Raw genomic sequence first — 14,623 nt, 5'->3', positions numbered from 1 at the left:
GGTGAAAAGCTGACATGACAACGCATCAGTGACAGGGGGCGTGCGCGACGGCGGATGCCCCGGGGCGGGTGACAGGCGCTCTCCCATAGGGGGAGATCGCCGGTCGCGGCTCTCCAGAGCGGTCGAAGGACCCCGGAGGGGCCTCACCGGGCGTACCTCCGTCCGGTGAGGCCCCGCACACGCGGCACGGGGTGCCGGTGAACCCGGCATCATGTGACAGGTATCACCGCTCAGGTGTGACCTGCGATTTAGGGGGCTCCCGGAAGCAGCGATAACCTGCGAGACGGACATGCCGCGCGCTCGGACACCGTGTGCGCCTCCCTTGTGACTCTCGGCGGACGTCACGTTGCCCTTCGCGGCACGCCCACGCATCAGACGAACCGCGATCACTGATAGGGACGGAAGCGCGTGGACCTGTTCGAGTACCAGGCGAGGGACCTCTTCGCCAAGCACGGTGTACCGGTGCTGGCCGGTGAAGTCATCGACACGCCTGAGGCGGCGCGCGAGATCACCGAGCGGCTGGGCGGCAAGTCGGTCGTCAAGGCGCAGGTGAAGGTCGGTGGTCGAGGCAAGGCCGGCGGCGTCAAGCTCGCCGCCACCCCGGACGAGGCCGTCGCCCGTTCGACGGACATCCTCGGCATGGACATCAAGGGCCACACGGTCCACAAGGTGATGATCGCCGAGACCGCTCCGGAGATCGTCGAGGAGTACTACGTCTCCTTCCTCCTCGACCGCACCAACCGCACCTTCCTCTCCATCGCCTCGGTCGAGGGTGGAGTGGAGATCGAGGAGGTGGCGGCCACCCGCCCCGAGGCCGTCGCCAAGACCCCCATCGACGCCAACGAGGGTGTGACCCCCGCCAAGGCGCGCGAGATCGTCGAGGCCGCGAACTTCCCGGCCGAGGTCGCCGACAAGATCGCCGACATCCTCGTCACCCTGTGGAAGACCTTCGTCGAGGAGGACGCCCTGCTCGTCGAGGTCAACCCGCTGGCGAAGGTCGCCTCCGGTGACGTCATCGCCCTCGACGGCAAGGTCTCCCTGGACGAGAACGCGGACTTCCGCCACGCCGACCACGAGGAGCTCGTCGACCACGCGGCCGCGAACCCCCTCGAGGCCGCGGCCAAGGAGAAGAACCTCAACTACGTCAAGCTCGACGGTGAGGTCGGCATCATCGGCAACGGGGCGGGTCTCGTCATGAGCACCCTGGACGTCGTCGCGTACGCCGGTGAGGCGCACGGTGGCGTCAAGCCCGCCAACTTCCTCGACATCGGCGGTGGCGCCTCCGCCGCCGTCATGGCGAACGGCCTGGAGATCATCCTCGGCGACCCGGACGTCAAGTCCGTGTTCGTCAACGTCTTCGGTGGTATCACCGCCTGTGACGAGGTCGCCAACGGCATCGTGCAGGCGCTGCAGCTGCTCGCGGACAAGGGCGAGGAAGTCACCAAGCCCCTCGTCGTCCGCCTCGACGGCAACAACGCCGAGCTGGGTCGCAAGATCCTCTCCGATGCCAACCACCCGCTGGTGCAGCGCGTGGACACCATGGACGGCGCGGCCGACAAGGCCGCCGAGCTCGCGGCTGCGAAGTAAGGGACGAGGGACAGAACAGCCATGGCTATCTTCCTCAACAAGGACTCCAAGGTCATCGTCCAGGGCATGACCGGTGCCACGGGCATGAAGCACACCAAGCTCATGCTGGCCGACGGCACGAACATCGTCGGTGGCGTGAACCCCCGTAAGGCGGGCACGACCGTCGACGTCGACGGCACCGAGATCCCGGTCTTCGGCACTGTCGCCGAGGCGATCGAGAAGACGGGTGCGAACGTATCCGTCCTCTTCGTGCCGCCGGCCTTCGCCAAGGCCGCCGTCGTCGAGGCCATCGACGCCGAGATCCCGCTCGCGGTCGTCATCACCGAGGGCATCGCGGTCCACGACTCCGCCGCGTTCTACGCGTACGCCGGGACCAAGGGCAACAAGACCCGGATCATCGGCCCGAACTGTCCGGGTCTGATCACCCCCGGTCAGTCGAACGCCGGCATCATCCCCGGTGACATCACCAAGCCGGGGCGCATCGGTCTCGTCTCGAAGTCCGGCACGCTGACGTACCAGATGATGTACGAGCTCCGTGACATCGGCTTCTCGTCGGCGGTGGGCATCGGTGGCGACCCCGTCATCGGCACCACGCACATCGACGCGCTCGCCGCGTTCGAGGCCGACCCCGACACCGACCTCATCGTGATGATCGGTGAGATCGGTGGCGACGCGGAGGAGCGGGCCGCCGACTTCATCAAGGCGAACGTGAAGAAGCCGGTCGTCGGGTACGTCGCAGGGTTCACCGCGCCCGAGGGCAAGACCATGGGCCACGCCGGTGCCATCGTCTCCGGGTCCTCCGGTACGGCTGCCGCGAAGAAGGAGGCCCTTGAGGCCGCCGGCGTCAAGGTCGGCAAGACACCGACCGAGACGGCGAAGCTCGCGCGCGAGATCCTCGGCGGCTGACTTCTGCTCGGCTGAGCCTTTCGTGGGCCCGTACCCCCTTGGTGGGGGTGCGGGCCCACGGGCGATTCCGTGCCGCCCCAGCGGCACGATCGCCCGCGCCACCTGGGCCGACCGCTCAGCGGGCCTCCGGGTGGAGCCTCTCCGGGCCTGCGGCTGCTTCTGACCGGAGCTTTGCCCGGAGTGCCTGCTGGGAGGCGGACAGGGGGCCGGGGGCTGGTTTCGGGGGGATGCCGCGGATCGGGGTGCCTCGGGGGACCGGGGATTCGTAGTGGTCGGGGGCGGTGTGGAGCGTGAGGGCCGTGGTGGTGAGCAGAAGCGTGGTGAAGGCGATGACGGCGTGGGTCCAGCGGCGGGCGTGCTGGTCGGCTCGGGCGCGGAGGGCGGCGGGTTCGACGGGGCCCGGGTGGATCCCGGCCGGCAGCGAGGCGAGGAGACGGCTGAGGTCGCCGGGGGCGACCGGCTCCGGCAGGCGCGCGGCGACGGTCGCGCGGGCGTGGAGCAGCCGGCCCGCCGTGGCCGGCGTGCTCGCCTCCGTCTCGGCGGCCGTGTCGGGCAGATCGAGGCCCACCCCGTCGTAGAGGAGCAGCGTGCGGCGGTACGGGGGTGGCAGTTCGAGGAGTGCGCTCAACAGGGCGCGGCCGACGGGGTCGGACGGCTGCGGCTCGTGGTGGCGCCGCAGGACGCGGGGGCGCAGGCGGTGCCAGGGGGAGAGGGCGTACTCGTGGGCAGCCGCCCGCACCCAGCCCGCCGGGTCCCGGTCGACGGCCACCTCCGGCCAGCGCTGCCAGGCGAGTTGGAAGGCCCCTTCCACGGCGTCGCGGGCGCACTGGCGCCGCCCGGTGAGCAGATAGGTCTGCTGTACGAGGGTGGGGGCGCAGTACGCGTAGAGCGCGTCGAAGGCCTGGCCGGGCGTCAGGGGTGAGGGGGCCGGGTCCGGTTCGTCGGTGTCGTCGTCCGCACAGAGGGGCTGTTCGTCCCACTCGGTCTCGCTGGGCGTGGACGGTTCGTCGCGGACTCCGGTCCCCCGGTCGCCTCCGGCCGTACCCGCCTTCACCGGTCCGACCCTCGCACGGAAAAGAACATAAACATATATTGGGCGACACGTGCGCGAATCCTCCGTTACGCCGGTAAAGCGCGTGTCGTTGGGAGCATGGCCGACGTGACGCACTCGAACGACCCGACCGCCGGGACGGACCACTCCGCCGACCGCACCCGGCCGGCCTCCACCACGGCACCCCCGGGGGCCACGGGGCCCATGCGGCCCACAACGCCGAAGGCATCCCTGTACGCGTCGTCGCCCCTGTCCGCGCTGCTCGCGCGGGCGCGCGGCCGGTCGTCCGAGCTGGCCGCCGGGGCGCTGGGCGGGGTCCTGGCGGCGGGGCTCGGGCTCGGCGCGCTGGCCGCGCTCGTGATGGTGCTGTGGATCAGCTCGCCGTACCCGGACAGCGGTCCCGCCGGGGCACTGCGCGTGGCGGCGGTCCTGTGGCTGCTCTCCCACGGCGTGGAGTTCGTCCGCACCGACACGCTCTCCGGCGCACCCGCCCCCGTCGGCCTCGTCCCCCTCCTCCTGTTAGCCCTGCCGGCGGTCCTGCTGCACCGTTCGGCCCGCGACCACGCGGACGACGGCTCCGGCACGAGCGCCCGTACGACGTGGGCCGGTCTCGTCACCGGATACACGGCCGTCGGCGCGGTGGTCACGCTGTACGCCTCGGGTGGTGCGCTGCGGCCGTCGTGGTGGTGGGCGGCGCTGTGCGTACCGCTGCTGGCGGCGCTCGCGGCGGGCACGGGGGTGTGGGCGGCGTGTGGGCGCCCCCGCCTGCCCTTGCCCGCGCTCCTAGGGGGCGCCCCGGGAGCGGAGGGCCGACGGCACCTGACGGCCGCCGCCGCACGGGCAGCCGGGGCGGGCGTGCTCGTGCTGACCGGCGGCGGCGCTCTGCTGGTGGCCGTGTCCCTGGTCTGGCACGGCGGTGCGGCCCGCGACTCCTTCCTCCAGCTCACCGAGGGGCTGTCCGGGCGCTTCGCCGTGCTGCTGCTCTGCCTCGCACTCGTCCCGAACGCGGCGCTGTGGGCGGCGGCCTACGCCCTCGGCCCCGGCTTCGCCCTGGGCGCCGGACACACCACCGGACCGCTGTACGCAGCCGATCCGGTCGCCTTCCTGCCTCCGTTCCCCCTCCTCGCGGCCGTCCCGGCGGGCGGGGGGACGCCGGTCTACTGGGCGGTCGGCGCGGTGCCGATCGCCGCGGGCGCGACGGTCGGCTGGTTCACCGCGCGCCGGGCCACGGCTGACCGGACCGGCCCCTGGTCGGTTCGCCGAACGACCGCCGCGACCCTCCTCGCGGCCACCCTGTGCGCCGCCGCCCTCGCCCTCCTCGCCCTCCTCTCCGGCGGTCCCCTCGGTGTCGCCGCGCTGGCCGACTTCGGGCCTGTGTGGTGGCAGGCGGGCGGCGCGGCCGGGGCCTGGATGAGCGTGGTCGGGGTCCCGGTGGCCCTGATGGGGCGGTCGTGGCGGGGGCGGGAGGGGGTGGTCGCGGTGAAGCGGACTCGACGGAACCCGGCGGCCGGGGTGATCCGGCGTACGCCGAGGGCGACCGAGCGGGTGGCGGCAACCGAGGCTTCCCCGGGGACGCCCGGCGAGCCGCGCGTGACGGCGGACGGCACACCTGGCGAGCCCCGGACCACCGAGCCGACCCTCGTGCCGCAGCCTCAGACCCTTCCCGACGCTCCCGGACCGTACGAGGGCCCGGCGCCGTCGTACGACGGTCTCGCACCGTACGACGCCCTCGACCCCTACGGCGCGGAGTCCGCCCCTGTGCCGCCGCCCGTCCGGAACTCCCGCGCGGCCCGCTGGGCGGCGCTGCGCGGGATGTCCTCGACGGGGGCGAGCGACTACGACGGCGCCGCTGACGCCGGCGGCCTCGGTCCCAGCCCCGGGGAAGCCGTCTGAGCCGCCGCTGGTGCCGCGGCAGGCGACGTTCGCTCCGTCGCGGGGCCGCGGCACTAGTGCCCTGCGCCGGAAGTTCCTAGGTGGTTCGTACTGGGCCGCCGGCGGTCAACACGCCTGGTCGCCGACCGGAACCCAAACGCCGGGACGAGACGGATCTACCAACGGACTACTGGCGCAGGACACTAGCTCGATGCCAGCAGCTCCCGTACGAAGCCCTCGGGCAGGAGTTCCTTGCAGGACTTCTCGGAGGCGGTGGTCAGGGAGTCGTTGACGCAGGTGTAGTAGTCCCGGTAGACGAACTGGGCCGTGAAGGTGCCGGCGACGATGGTGAGGGCGAGGGTGGAGGTCACCAGGCCGCTGATGGCTGCCGTCTTCTGGGGCCGGCCGCTCGGCTCGGGGGTCGCCGACTGGGCCGGGTCCGGGGTACGGGGCTTGGCGCGCAGGGCGCCGACCGCCCAGTACACGGCGAGGGAGCCGAGCAGCAGGGCGACGTACGGCCAGGAGAAGAGGGCGAAGAAGAAGGCCCACATGCCGCAGAGCAGCGAGTACCGCGCGTGGCGCTGGACGGGGTCCGTCGGATCCCAGCGCAGTCCGGAACCCGGGCCTCCCTCGGGGCCCTGGCCGGAACCGCCCGGTCCGCCGGGGCGCTCACCGAACGGTCCGCCGGACGAGCGGCCGGGCTGCCGGTCGCTCCACCTGCCCCACGGCGCCAGACCACCACCGCGCCCGTCTCGGTCGTCGGCACCCTGGCCGCCCTCGGGTCGGCGCGGCTGCCACGGCCGGTCGGGCGCGCCGTCGGGCGGCGGCGCGAACGGGTTGTCGTCCGAAGGACCTGAGCCCTGGTCCCGGCCGGGCTGCCCGGACTGCTCGGGGGTGCCCTCGCTCTCGCGCGGAGGCGTGGGGGAAGAACTCCGCTCGCGCAGCAGGAGCGAAGGAAGGCGGAGGCTGCGGTCCGGCATCAGGAGTGAGTCTTCCCCTTGTGAATACGGCGGTGACATGACTGGCAGGGCATGAGCTGTCACTCCGTGAACGCCCCACACACCGACCGCGTTCCCGAGCCCGCTCCTCGCAGACGCTACCTTCCGGCCACGCCCCCGTCCCACGGGGGCCGTCCTGTGTGCCGGTATCGTTGCTGACGGTCGGCCGCTTCGTAGACTTCCCCGTATCGCGGGACGTGAAGCATTCGTATGAACGTACAAGTGTGCGGCGGCAGGCCCGCACGTCCGCACGTCCCCGCAGAACTCGTGGAAAGGGCCCCATCGTGGCCGCCAAGCCCGTGGCCAAGCGCCTCGTCGTGTTGGTCTCCGGATCCGGCACCAACCTCCAGGCGCTGCTGGACGCCATCGCCACGACCGGCGTCGAGGCCTACGGCGCCGAGATCGTGGCCGTCGGCGCCGACCGCGCCGGCATCGAGGGGCTCGCGAGGGCCGAGCGCGCCGGGCTGGCGACCTTCGTCCGCCGGGTCAAGGACTACGGGACCCGGGAGGCGTGGGACGTGGCACTCACCGAGGCCGTCGCCGCGTACGAGCCCGACCTGGTCGTCTCCGCCGGGTTCATGAAGATCGTGGGGAAAAGGTTCCTGGCGCGGTTCGGCGGGCGGTTCGTCAACACCCACCCGGCCCTCCTCCCCAGTTTCCCGGGGGCCCACGGGGTGCGGGACGCGCTCGCGTACGGCGCCAGGGTCACCGGCTGCACCGTCCACTTCGTCGACGACGGCGTCGACACCGGACCGATCATCGCGCAGGGCGTGGTGGAGGTCCGGGACGAGGACGACGAGAGCGCTCTGCACGAGCGCATCAAGGAAGTCGAGCGAAGGCTGCTCGTCGATGTCGTGGGGCGGCTCGCCCGCAACGGCTATCGCATTGAGGGACGAAAGGTAGTTATCCAGTGACCGCCGACAGCACTGTCACGGCCGAGAGCGGCAAGCGGGGCATCCGTCGCGCGCTCGTCAGCGTCTACGACAAGACGGGCCTCGAAGACCTCGCGCGCGGCCTGCACGAGGCGGGCGTCGAGCTCGTCTCCACCGGGTCCACCGCCGGGCGCATCGCCGCTGCCGGTGTCCCGGTCACCAAGGTCGAGGAGCTGACCGGCTTCCCCGAATGCCTGGACGGCCGGGTCAAGACCCTGCACCCCAAGGTGCACGCGGGCATCCTCGCCGACCTCCGTCTGGAGGACCACCGGGGGCAGCTCGCAGAGCTGGGCGTCGAGCCCTTCGACCTCGTCGTCGTGAACCTCTACCCGTTCCGGGAGACCGTCGCCTCCGGCGCCACCCCCGACGAGTGCGTCGAGCAGATCGACATCGGCGGCCCGTCGATGGTCCGCGCCGCCGCCAAGAACCACCCCTCCGTCGCGGTCGTCACCAGCCCCGCCCGGTACGCGGACGTCCTCGCCGCCGTCAAGGACGGCGGCTTCGACCTCACCACCCGCAAGCGGCTCGCCGCCGAGGCCTTCCAGCACACGGCCGCGTACGACGTCGCCGTGGCCTCATGGTTCGCGTCCTCCTACGCCCCCGCCGACGCCGAGGCCGACAGCGGCTCCGCCGCGGGCCGGTTCCCCGACTTCCTCGGCGCCACCTGGGAGCGCGCGCACACCCTGCGCTACGGCGAGAACCCGCACCAGCCGGCCGCGCTGTACGTCTCCGGGACGGGCGGGCTCGCCGAGGCCGAGCAGCTGCACGGCAAGGAGATGTCGTACAACAACTACACGGACACGGACGCCGCCCGCCGTGCCGCGTACGACCACGACGAGCCGGCGGTGGCGATCATCAAGCACGCGAACCCCTGCGGCATCGCGATCGGCGCGGACGTGGCCGAGGCGCACCGCAAGGCGCATGCCTGCGACCCGCTGTCGGCGTTCGGCGGGGTCATCGCCGTCAACCGGCCGGTGAGCAAGGAGATGGCGGAGCAGGTCGCCGAGATCTTCACCGAGGTCATCGTCGCGCCGGACTACGAGGAGGGGGCGCTCGAAGCCCTCGCCAAGAAGAAGAACATCCGCGTCCTGAAGGCCCCGGGCGCGCCCGGCGACCCGGTCGAGCTCAAGCCCGTCGACGGCGGCGCCCTCCTGCAGGTCACGGACCGGCTCCAGGCCGACGGCGACGACCCCGCGAACTGGACCCTCGCGACCGGCGACGCCCTCTCCGCCGACGAACTGGCCGAGCTGGCGTTCGCCTGGAAGGCCTGCCGCGCGGTGAAGTCCAACGCGATCCTCCTCGCCAAGGACGGCGCGTCGGTCGGTGTCGGCATGGGGCAGGTCAACCGCGTCGACTCGTGCAAGCTGGCGGTGGAGCGGGCCGGCGCCGAGCGGGCCGCGGGCTCCTACGTCGCGTCGGACGCCTTCTTCCCCTTCCCCGACAACATCGACGTCCTGAGCGCCGCCGGCGTCAAGGCCATCGTCCAGCCCGGCGGTTCGGTCCGTGACGAGCTGGTCGTCGAGGCCGCGCGGAATGCGGGGATCACGATGTACTTCACGGGGACGCGGCACTTCTTCCACTGAGCCGTCACGCAGGAGGGCCCGTCGGTCACCGGCCGGCGGGCCCGCGCTGCGCACCTGACGTAGTCCCGGACCGGGACTACGTCGAACCGCGAAGAGCCCTCCAGGTGTCGGGGCCGACGTCGCCGTCGACGGACAGACCCTTGTCGCCCTGGAACCGCTTGACCGCGGAGAGGGTGTCGGTGCCGAACTGGCCGTCGACGCCCGCGCTACCGATGCCGTAGCCGCGCTTGACCAGCATGCACTGGACCTGTGTGACGCGTCGGTTCTTGTCGCCGTACCGGGTCAGTTCGGCACCGGAGTAGTACGTGCACTGGGTGATCCACGGCGGATCGGCGGGTGGTGTCGCGGACTTGGTCGGCGCGGCGCTGGGAGCGGTGCCGGTGCCGGTGCCGGTGCCGGTGCCGGACGTGGCGGTGACGGTGGCCGTGGGCGGCCGTACCCCGGCGTCGCCGCCGCTGGAACCGGACGAGCCGCCCTGTCGTTCGTCGTCCTCGGTCTGCCCGCCCGCCTCCTTCTCCGCCTCGTCCTTCTCCTGCCGCTCCTTGTCCGTGCTGGTGGGGGAGGAGGATGGGGAGGAGTCGGGCGAGGGGGAGGCCGTCCCGTCGCCGGACGCGGTGGTCTCGGCGGTCATCGGGGACGAGGAGGCCGTGTCGTCGAAGAGCGGACCGGTCACCAGGAAGGCGCTCACGGCCACGGCGCACACGGCAGAACCCGCGAGAGCGGCGAGGTACGACTTCTTCCGCTTCTTCTTGGCCTGGCTCCCCTGGATCGTCCCGTCCGGAACCGGTGCCTGTCCGGGAGCGGGAGCCGTGCCGTGCTGGTCGGGCGGAGTCGGTGAACCGTACGCGCCCGGTGGCGTCGGCGGGCCGAAGGCCGGGCCCGGGGTGGGCGCGGCCACGCGTTGCGTGGGTGTGCGGAAATGGCCTGTCTGCTGGGTGGTGGCGTGCGCCAGTTCCTCGCAGGCCTGCCGCCGTTCCAGCAGCCGGGCGCCCAACGGCTCCTGCCACGTGGACGCCGGGCCAGGGCCGTACCCGGAGGCCGTGGCTGTGTCGATCAGCTGCTGCGAGGTGGGGCGTCCGCTGGGATCCTTGGCGAGGCACGCGGTCAGCAGCGCACCCAACGCGGGATCGGCAGCGGCGACTTCGGCCATGATCTCCGGCTTGGGCTCCTCGAACGCGACCCGGTGCATCACGTCGACACCGGTGCCGTCACCGAACGGGGCGTGCCCCGTCGCGGCGTAGACGAGCGCGCAGGCGAGCGAGAACACGTCGGAGGCGCTGTCGCAGCGGCCGTCCCGCAGGTACTCGGGCGACATGTACGCCGGTGTGCCGACGCGACTGCCGGTGGTGGTGATCGCGCTGCTGTCCACGGCCTGGGAGATGCCGAAGTCGATCACGTGTGCGCCCCGCGACGACAGGATCACGTTGGACGGCTTGAGATCCCGGTGTACGACACCGGCGGCGGTCAGCGCGGCGAGAGCCCGCCCGAGTTCCGTCACCAGCCGCCACATGCCGACGGGTTCCAGCCTGCCGCAGTCGTGGACGGCGTCGGCGAGGTTGAGACCGGGCAGGTACTCCGTGGCCATCCAGAGCAGTTCGTCGTCGAACCCGGTGCCGAGCAACTGCGGCGCGTACGGAGTGCGGACCCGTCCGTGCACGGTGGCCTCGCGCTCGAACCGTCGCCGGAACTCGGCGTCCTCGGCGTACTCGGGCCGGATGACCTTCACCGCGGCGAGCCCCGGCCGGTCGTCGGCGGGCCGCGCCAGATAGACCCGCCCCATGCCGCCGCTGCCGAGCAGTCCGAGCGGCGCGTACGGTCCGATGTGCGCCGGGTCGGCGGGGCGCAGCGGGGTCGCCCCCGCCTGTTCCAGCGCGGCCTCACCGGACGCCGGGGTGCAGGGCGGCGCGGGCCGCTGGTCCGACATGGCTCCCCCGAGTGCTTTCTTGCTCAACGTGCTGTTCTGTTACGCCGGTTGACGTGAGGCTACCGTGCGGGGATCGATGCGGGGCCCGGGGCCGGGGAAACGACGCGGGAGAGCCGACGGAGACGCCCACGGCGCCCTTGCCGTCGACGCTCCCCAGGGTTCCGCCCGCACCATGATGACGGCCATCACGGTGCGGGCGGAACCTGGAACTTTTCAGGGCACCGCACGAGGCACGCCGAGTTGGTGTCGTTCGACCGCGCAAGCAGAGCTCATCGGGAGACAGCGGCGTGCTACGGATTCAGGCGACCAGGAGCATCCCGCGGCCGTCCAGGTGTACGTCACGGTCCACAGCGGGGTGGTAGTCGACGTGCAGGACGGGCGAGATCGCCCGTGCGTCCGGGGTGCCCGCCTCCTCCGCCGGCCGACACGCCACCGCACTTGCGGGACGCGGGCCTCATCACCAGCGTCCGGCACGACGCGACCGTGCCGCACACCCTCACACCGGCCGGATCCTCCATGCTGCGGGCCGCCACGAGGACGTCGGGCGGTGATAGCCGAGGCCGACGCCGGACCCTCCGCCGCGACTCGACCGGTCAGGGCTGTTCGGCCTCGCGCAGCGCGCGCCAGGTGTTCGGGCCGACGATTCCGTCCGCGTCCAGTCCGGCCCGCTTCTGGAAGGTGACGACGGCCGCGTGGGTCAGGGGACCGAAGTCACCGTCGGCCTCTCCGACTTCGGTGATGCCGTGCAGGTGTCTGAGCAGGCACTGCGTCTCTCTGACCTGACTGCCCCCGTCACCCTGTTTGATGGTGAAGTCCCACGTGCCGTTCCAGCCCGCCGTGTAGCCGCGGCCGTGGGTGTCGTCCTCGTACACCGCGGGTTTCTCGCAGGTGGGCGGCCCCGTCGATACCGCGGTCGGGTCCGAGTCCCGCAGCGCGGTGTACGTCACCGTCGCCGCCCCCAGCACCGCCGCGGCGAGTGCGCCCGCCAGCACGGGGCGGCGCCACCGCCGGGGCCGCAGCCGAGGCACGCGGGCCGAGCGGGCCGCGCCGGAGGCCTGCTCCACCCGGCGCAGCAGCGAGGCGGTGTCGACGGCGCGCTCCGGGTGGGTGGCGGCCAGGCACTCGCGGACGATTCCCTGCCAGGCCTCCGGGAGTTCGGGGACAGCCGCAGTTCCTCGGTGCCGCGTGCGTAGCGCGTCGCCGCGTCGACGCGGGCCTGAGTGGTGGCGCCCGGCAGTGGGAACGTGGCGGTCAGGACGACGTGGGCGAGGACGCCGAAGGCCCAGATGTCGGCGGTGGGGCGTATCCGGGTGCCTCGCTCGTCGACCTCGGGCCAGAGCAGCTCCGGTGCGGTGTAGTCGGGGGTCGCGAACGCCGGGGCGTAGGCGTGCGTGCCGTGCAGTTCGGCCGCCATGTTGAAGTCGGCCAGCCGTACCGAACCGTCCTTCATCAGCAGCACGTTGGCCGGCTTCAGGTCCCCGTGGATCCACCCCGCCTGGTGCAGTTGGTGCAGGCCCTCGCAGATCTGGGCCAGCAGCACGGGGCCCGCGTCAGGGGTCGGGGTCCGGTCCAGTACGGCGTCCAGGGAGTCCTCGGCCTGCTCCAGGACGAGGACGGTGGCGCCGTCCAGTTCCGGTTGGTCCGGATCGTCGACCGTCAGGGTCTCGTACATGCGGATCAGACGGGGGGCGCGCAGCCGCTCCAGCAACCGCACCTCGCGGTCGGCCAGTTCGCGCAGGTGGCGCAGTTGCCGCGGGGTGCGGGTGCCGGTGGGCAGGAACTTCAGGGCCGCCCGGCGGGGCAGCCCCGCCCCCGGTTCCTCGTCGCCGGCGTGGCGGGCCGCGTAGACGGTGGCGAACGCGCCGGAGGAGAGGGGCTCACGGACTTCCCACGAGCCGACCCGGTAGCCCTTCGGGACGGTGACGGCGTACGGCTTGTCGGTCATCGGTAGGCCACCTCGCCGGTCGTCGCCGCGACCAGCGTGACGAGGTCGTCCTCGCGGACCAGGTCGAAGCGCAGCGCGAGCGAGACCAGCGACTCCTTCTTGCCGTTGACGCGCCGACCGGGCTCGGCCACCTCGGGACCGGGCCGGAGCCGCAGCTTGAGGGCGAGGTAGTCGATGTTCCAGTAGACGGCGGAGCGGCTGACCTGCGGCCATGCCGGGCGCAGCCGGTCCACCAACTGCTCGACCGCGGGCAGCGGGGCGTGCGGTTCGCCGCGCAGCCGGGGCTCGCACAGGGCGACCAGCACCGCGAAGTACCGGCTGGCGCGGTCCAGGGCGAACGCCGGTGCGGTGGCCGCGCCGGTCAGCTCATGGCGGTCGGCGCTGCGGAAGCTGTGCCGGGGAGCCCAGACGTCGAACGAGAGCAGCTCACCGGAGGCGGGCAGGACCACCCGCGCGAACTCGAACGGCACGGGCGCCTCCACCCGGCCCGGTGCGACCTTGATGTGTTCGCCCGCGCCCTCCGGGTTCTCCACCACATAGGTCTGGTCCGTGCTCAGATTGCTCAGCAACCAGTAGCTCCCGTGCGCCGTGATCTCCCCGGCGACCCGGGGCACTCCCTCGTGTGCGATGGCGAGGCCGCCCCTCGTCTCGGTCCTGCCGAAGACGAGCCGTTCACCGCTGCCGATCCTGATCTGGCCGTCCGGCCTGCCGCACAGTGGCGGTACGACGATGATGCTGTACAAGGGTTGTCCCCTTCCCCCGGTCCCAGAGGGCCACCCACCCTCGATCCGACAGCCCAAGGGCAGGCTAAGTGATCCCGCTGTGCGGCTGCGAAGCTTGGGCTCGGCATGGCGAGTCGGTGCTTGACGGCATGTGATCTCCCACCGTCGGGCAGGCGACGGCAGCGTGGGCGTCACGGCCGCAACGCCCGGGACAGCTTGGTGCGCTCCGTGAGCCTCGTACGAGTGGCTGGGCTGGGCCTGTCCGGTGTTGACACCCTGATGGTGAACACGCCACAAGGGCCGCGCCCCTCGTACGGGAGGCGCGGCCCTTCGGCGTGTGGTGCTCGGTGGCTCAGTGGCGCGGGCGGTTGAACCACGCCTTGCCGTTGGCGTTGCCGACGAAGACGGCGATCAGGACGCCCAGCACCAGGTGGACCAGGCCGATGATGAGGAACGGGAAGACGCCCAGGATCGCGGTGATGATGCCGAAGACCAGGGCGGCGACACGTACGCCGTTGCCACCGGACTTGAACTTGAGGGCCAGCATGACCGCGTAGACGAGCCAGGCCGCCGCGAAGATGGCAGCCGCCACCATCTGGCCGACGGGAATGTCGCCGAGCGCCTCCGCGAGCGCGGGGTCCTCGGCGCTGTCGCTGGCCGCGGCCACGCCGATCGCGCCCAGGCCGTACAGGAGCACGCCGACCACCTGCAGGCCGACGATGACCCAGAGCATGATGCGGGCCGCGTTGACCGTGCTGGGCATGGTCGTGGGCGCACCCGGGTAGCCGCCGTACCCCTGGGAGACCGGCGGGGCGGTCGGGTAGCCGTAACCCTGCTGCTGGGGCGGGGTCTGCTGCGGGTAGCCGTAGCCCTGGGCGGGCGGCTGCTGCTGCTGGGGCTGTCCGTACGGGTTGTTCGGGTCGCCGAAGCTCATGGCGGGATTTCCTCCGTTGCCTTGTGCGGGGACGCGCGGCACGGTTCGGAGGAATGCCCTGATCTCATGAAGTGGTCAACCCCCCGGCAGTGCCCGCGGCACTGTGCCCTCAATCGTTTTATATGCCCGATCGGATGTCCAGGGAGATTCGGCAGGTGTTGTGCAAGTG

General features: G+C 72.1%; 11 protein-coding genes and 2 pseudogenes. 6 read left to right on the top strand and 7 right to left on the bottom strand.

Features of this window, described 5'->3' with window-relative positions:
* Nucleotides 1–408 precede the first annotated feature (408 nt).
* Nucleotides 409–1,587 carry an ADP-forming succinate--CoA ligase subunit beta gene (gene sucC, locus WBG99_RS12915; RefSeq protein WP_338896472.1) on the top strand — a complete coding sequence of 393 codons (1,179 nt, stop codon included), beginning with the start codon at nt 409–411 and terminating at the stop codon, nt 1,585–1,587.
* Between the two features lie 21 nt (nt 1,588–1,608).
* Nucleotides 1,609–2,493, top strand: a complete 885-nt coding sequence (gene sucD / locus WBG99_RS12910; protein WP_338896471.1) for a succinate--CoA ligase subunit alpha — start codon at nt 1,609–1,611, stop codon at nt 2,491–2,493.
* A 115-nt stretch (nt 2,494–2,608) separates the two neighbouring features.
* Here sucD and WBG99_RS12905 read toward each other — a convergent pair whose 3' ends face one another.
* The gene (locus WBG99_RS12905) at nt 2,609–3,547 is read right to left on the bottom strand and encodes an RNA polymerase subunit sigma-70 (protein ID WP_338896470.1); all 939 of its coding nucleotides are present in this window, start codon (nt 3,545–3,547) and stop codon (nt 2,609–2,611) included.
* Between the two features lie 96 nt (nt 3,548–3,643).
* On the opposite strand from WBG99_RS12905, the gene WBG99_RS12900 reads away from it, so the two are divergent.
* Entirely contained in the window at nt 3,644–5,437 is a 1,794-nt protein-coding gene (locus WBG99_RS12900) for a DUF6350 family protein (RefSeq protein ID WP_338896469.1), read from the top strand.
* Nucleotides 5,438–5,619: 182 nt separating this feature from the next.
* Here WBG99_RS12900 and WBG99_RS12895 read toward each other — a convergent pair whose 3' ends face one another.
* Entirely contained in the window at nt 5,620–6,396 is a 777-nt protein-coding gene (locus tag WBG99_RS12895) for a hypothetical protein (protein ID WP_338896468.1), read from the bottom strand.
* 302 nt (nt 6,397–6,698) lie between these two features.
* Between WBG99_RS12895 and purN the strand changes: the two genes are divergently transcribed.
* A complete protein-coding gene (gene purN / locus WBG99_RS12890; RefSeq protein WP_338896467.1) occupies nt 6,699–7,328 on the top strand; it encodes a phosphoribosylglycinamide formyltransferase in 630 nt (209 codons plus the stop codon).
* Entirely contained in the window at nt 7,325–8,929 is a 1,605-nt protein-coding gene (gene purH / locus WBG99_RS12885) for a bifunctional phosphoribosylaminoimidazolecarboxamide formyltransferase/IMP cyclohydrolase (RefSeq protein WP_338896466.1), read from the top strand. Before purN ends, purH begins: the two co-directional genes overlap by 4 nt.
* Nucleotides 8,930–9,005: 76 nt before the next feature.
* On the opposite strand, the gene WBG99_RS12880 is transcribed toward purH, so the two are convergent.
* The gene (locus WBG99_RS12880) at nt 9,006–10,853 is read right to left on the bottom strand and encodes a protein kinase (protein WP_338900322.1); all 1,848 of its coding nucleotides are present in this window, start codon (nt 10,851–10,853) and stop codon (nt 9,006–9,008) included.
* A 298-nt stretch (nt 10,854–11,151) separates the two neighbouring features.
* Nucleotides 11,152–11,286: a hypothetical protein gene (locus WBG99_RS12875; RefSeq protein WP_338900591.1), complete on the bottom strand. Its 135-nt coding sequence runs from the start codon at nt 11,284–11,286 to the stop codon at nt 11,152–11,154.
* Between WBG99_RS12875 and WBG99_RS12870 the strand changes: the two are divergent.
* A pseudogene (locus tag WBG99_RS12870) lies at nt 11,228–11,384 on the top strand (helix-turn-helix domain-containing protein); the annotation flags it as partial. The gene WBG99_RS12875 and the pseudogene WBG99_RS12870 sit on opposite strands and share 59 nt — an antisense overlap.
* A 62-nt stretch (nt 11,385–11,446) precedes the next feature.
* Here the strand turns inward: WBG99_RS12870 and WBG99_RS12865 are convergent.
* The 3 genes and pseudogenes from WBG99_RS12865 to WBG99_RS12855 form a co-directional block, all read right to left on the bottom strand.
* Nucleotides 11,447–12,798: pseudogene (locus WBG99_RS12865) on the bottom strand (serine/threonine-protein kinase).
* Nucleotides 12,795–13,541 (bottom strand): FHA domain-containing protein, encoded by a 747-nt coding sequence (locus WBG99_RS12860; protein WP_338896465.1) that lies wholly within the window; start codon nt 13,539–13,541, stop codon nt 12,795–12,797. The pseudogene WBG99_RS12865 and the gene WBG99_RS12860 overlap by 4 nt, the downstream one beginning before the upstream one ends.
* A 331-nt stretch (nt 13,542–13,872) precedes the next feature.
* Nucleotides 13,873–14,454, bottom strand: a complete 582-nt coding sequence (locus WBG99_RS12855) for a hypothetical protein (RefSeq protein WP_338896464.1) — start codon at nt 14,452–14,454, stop codon at nt 13,873–13,875.
* Nucleotides 14,455–14,623 lie beyond the last annotated feature (169 nt).

The organism is Streptomyces sp. TG1A-60 (genome assembly GCF_037201975.1).
Taxonomy (GTDB): Bacteria; Actinomycetota; Actinomycetes; order Streptomycetales; family Streptomycetaceae; genus Streptomyces.
Note: the sequence above shows the minus strand (reverse complement) of the source record. Positions and strands in the feature narration are given on the sequence as shown.

Excerpts from the sequence above, each read along its gene's own strand:
- WBG99_RS12880 (WP_338900322.1), bottom strand. The coding sequence starts at position 10,853 with ATGTCGGACCAGCGGCCCGCGCCGCCCTGCACCCCGGCGTCCGGTGAG.
- WBG99_RS12900 (WP_338896469.1), top strand. The coding sequence starts at position 3,644 with ATGGCCGACGTGACGCACTCGAACGACCCGACCGCCGGGACGGACCAC.
- WBG99_RS12855 (WP_338896464.1), bottom strand. The coding sequence starts at position 14,454 with ATGAGCTTCGGCGACCCGAACAACCCGTACGGACAGCCCCAGCAGCAG.
- WBG99_RS12895 (WP_338896468.1), bottom strand. The coding sequence starts at position 6,396 with ATGCCGGACCGCAGCCTCCGCCTTCCTTCGCTCCTGCTGCGCGAGCGG.
- sucD (WP_338896471.1), top strand. The coding sequence starts at position 1,609 with ATGGCTATCTTCCTCAACAAGGACTCCAAGGTCATCGTCCAGGGCATG.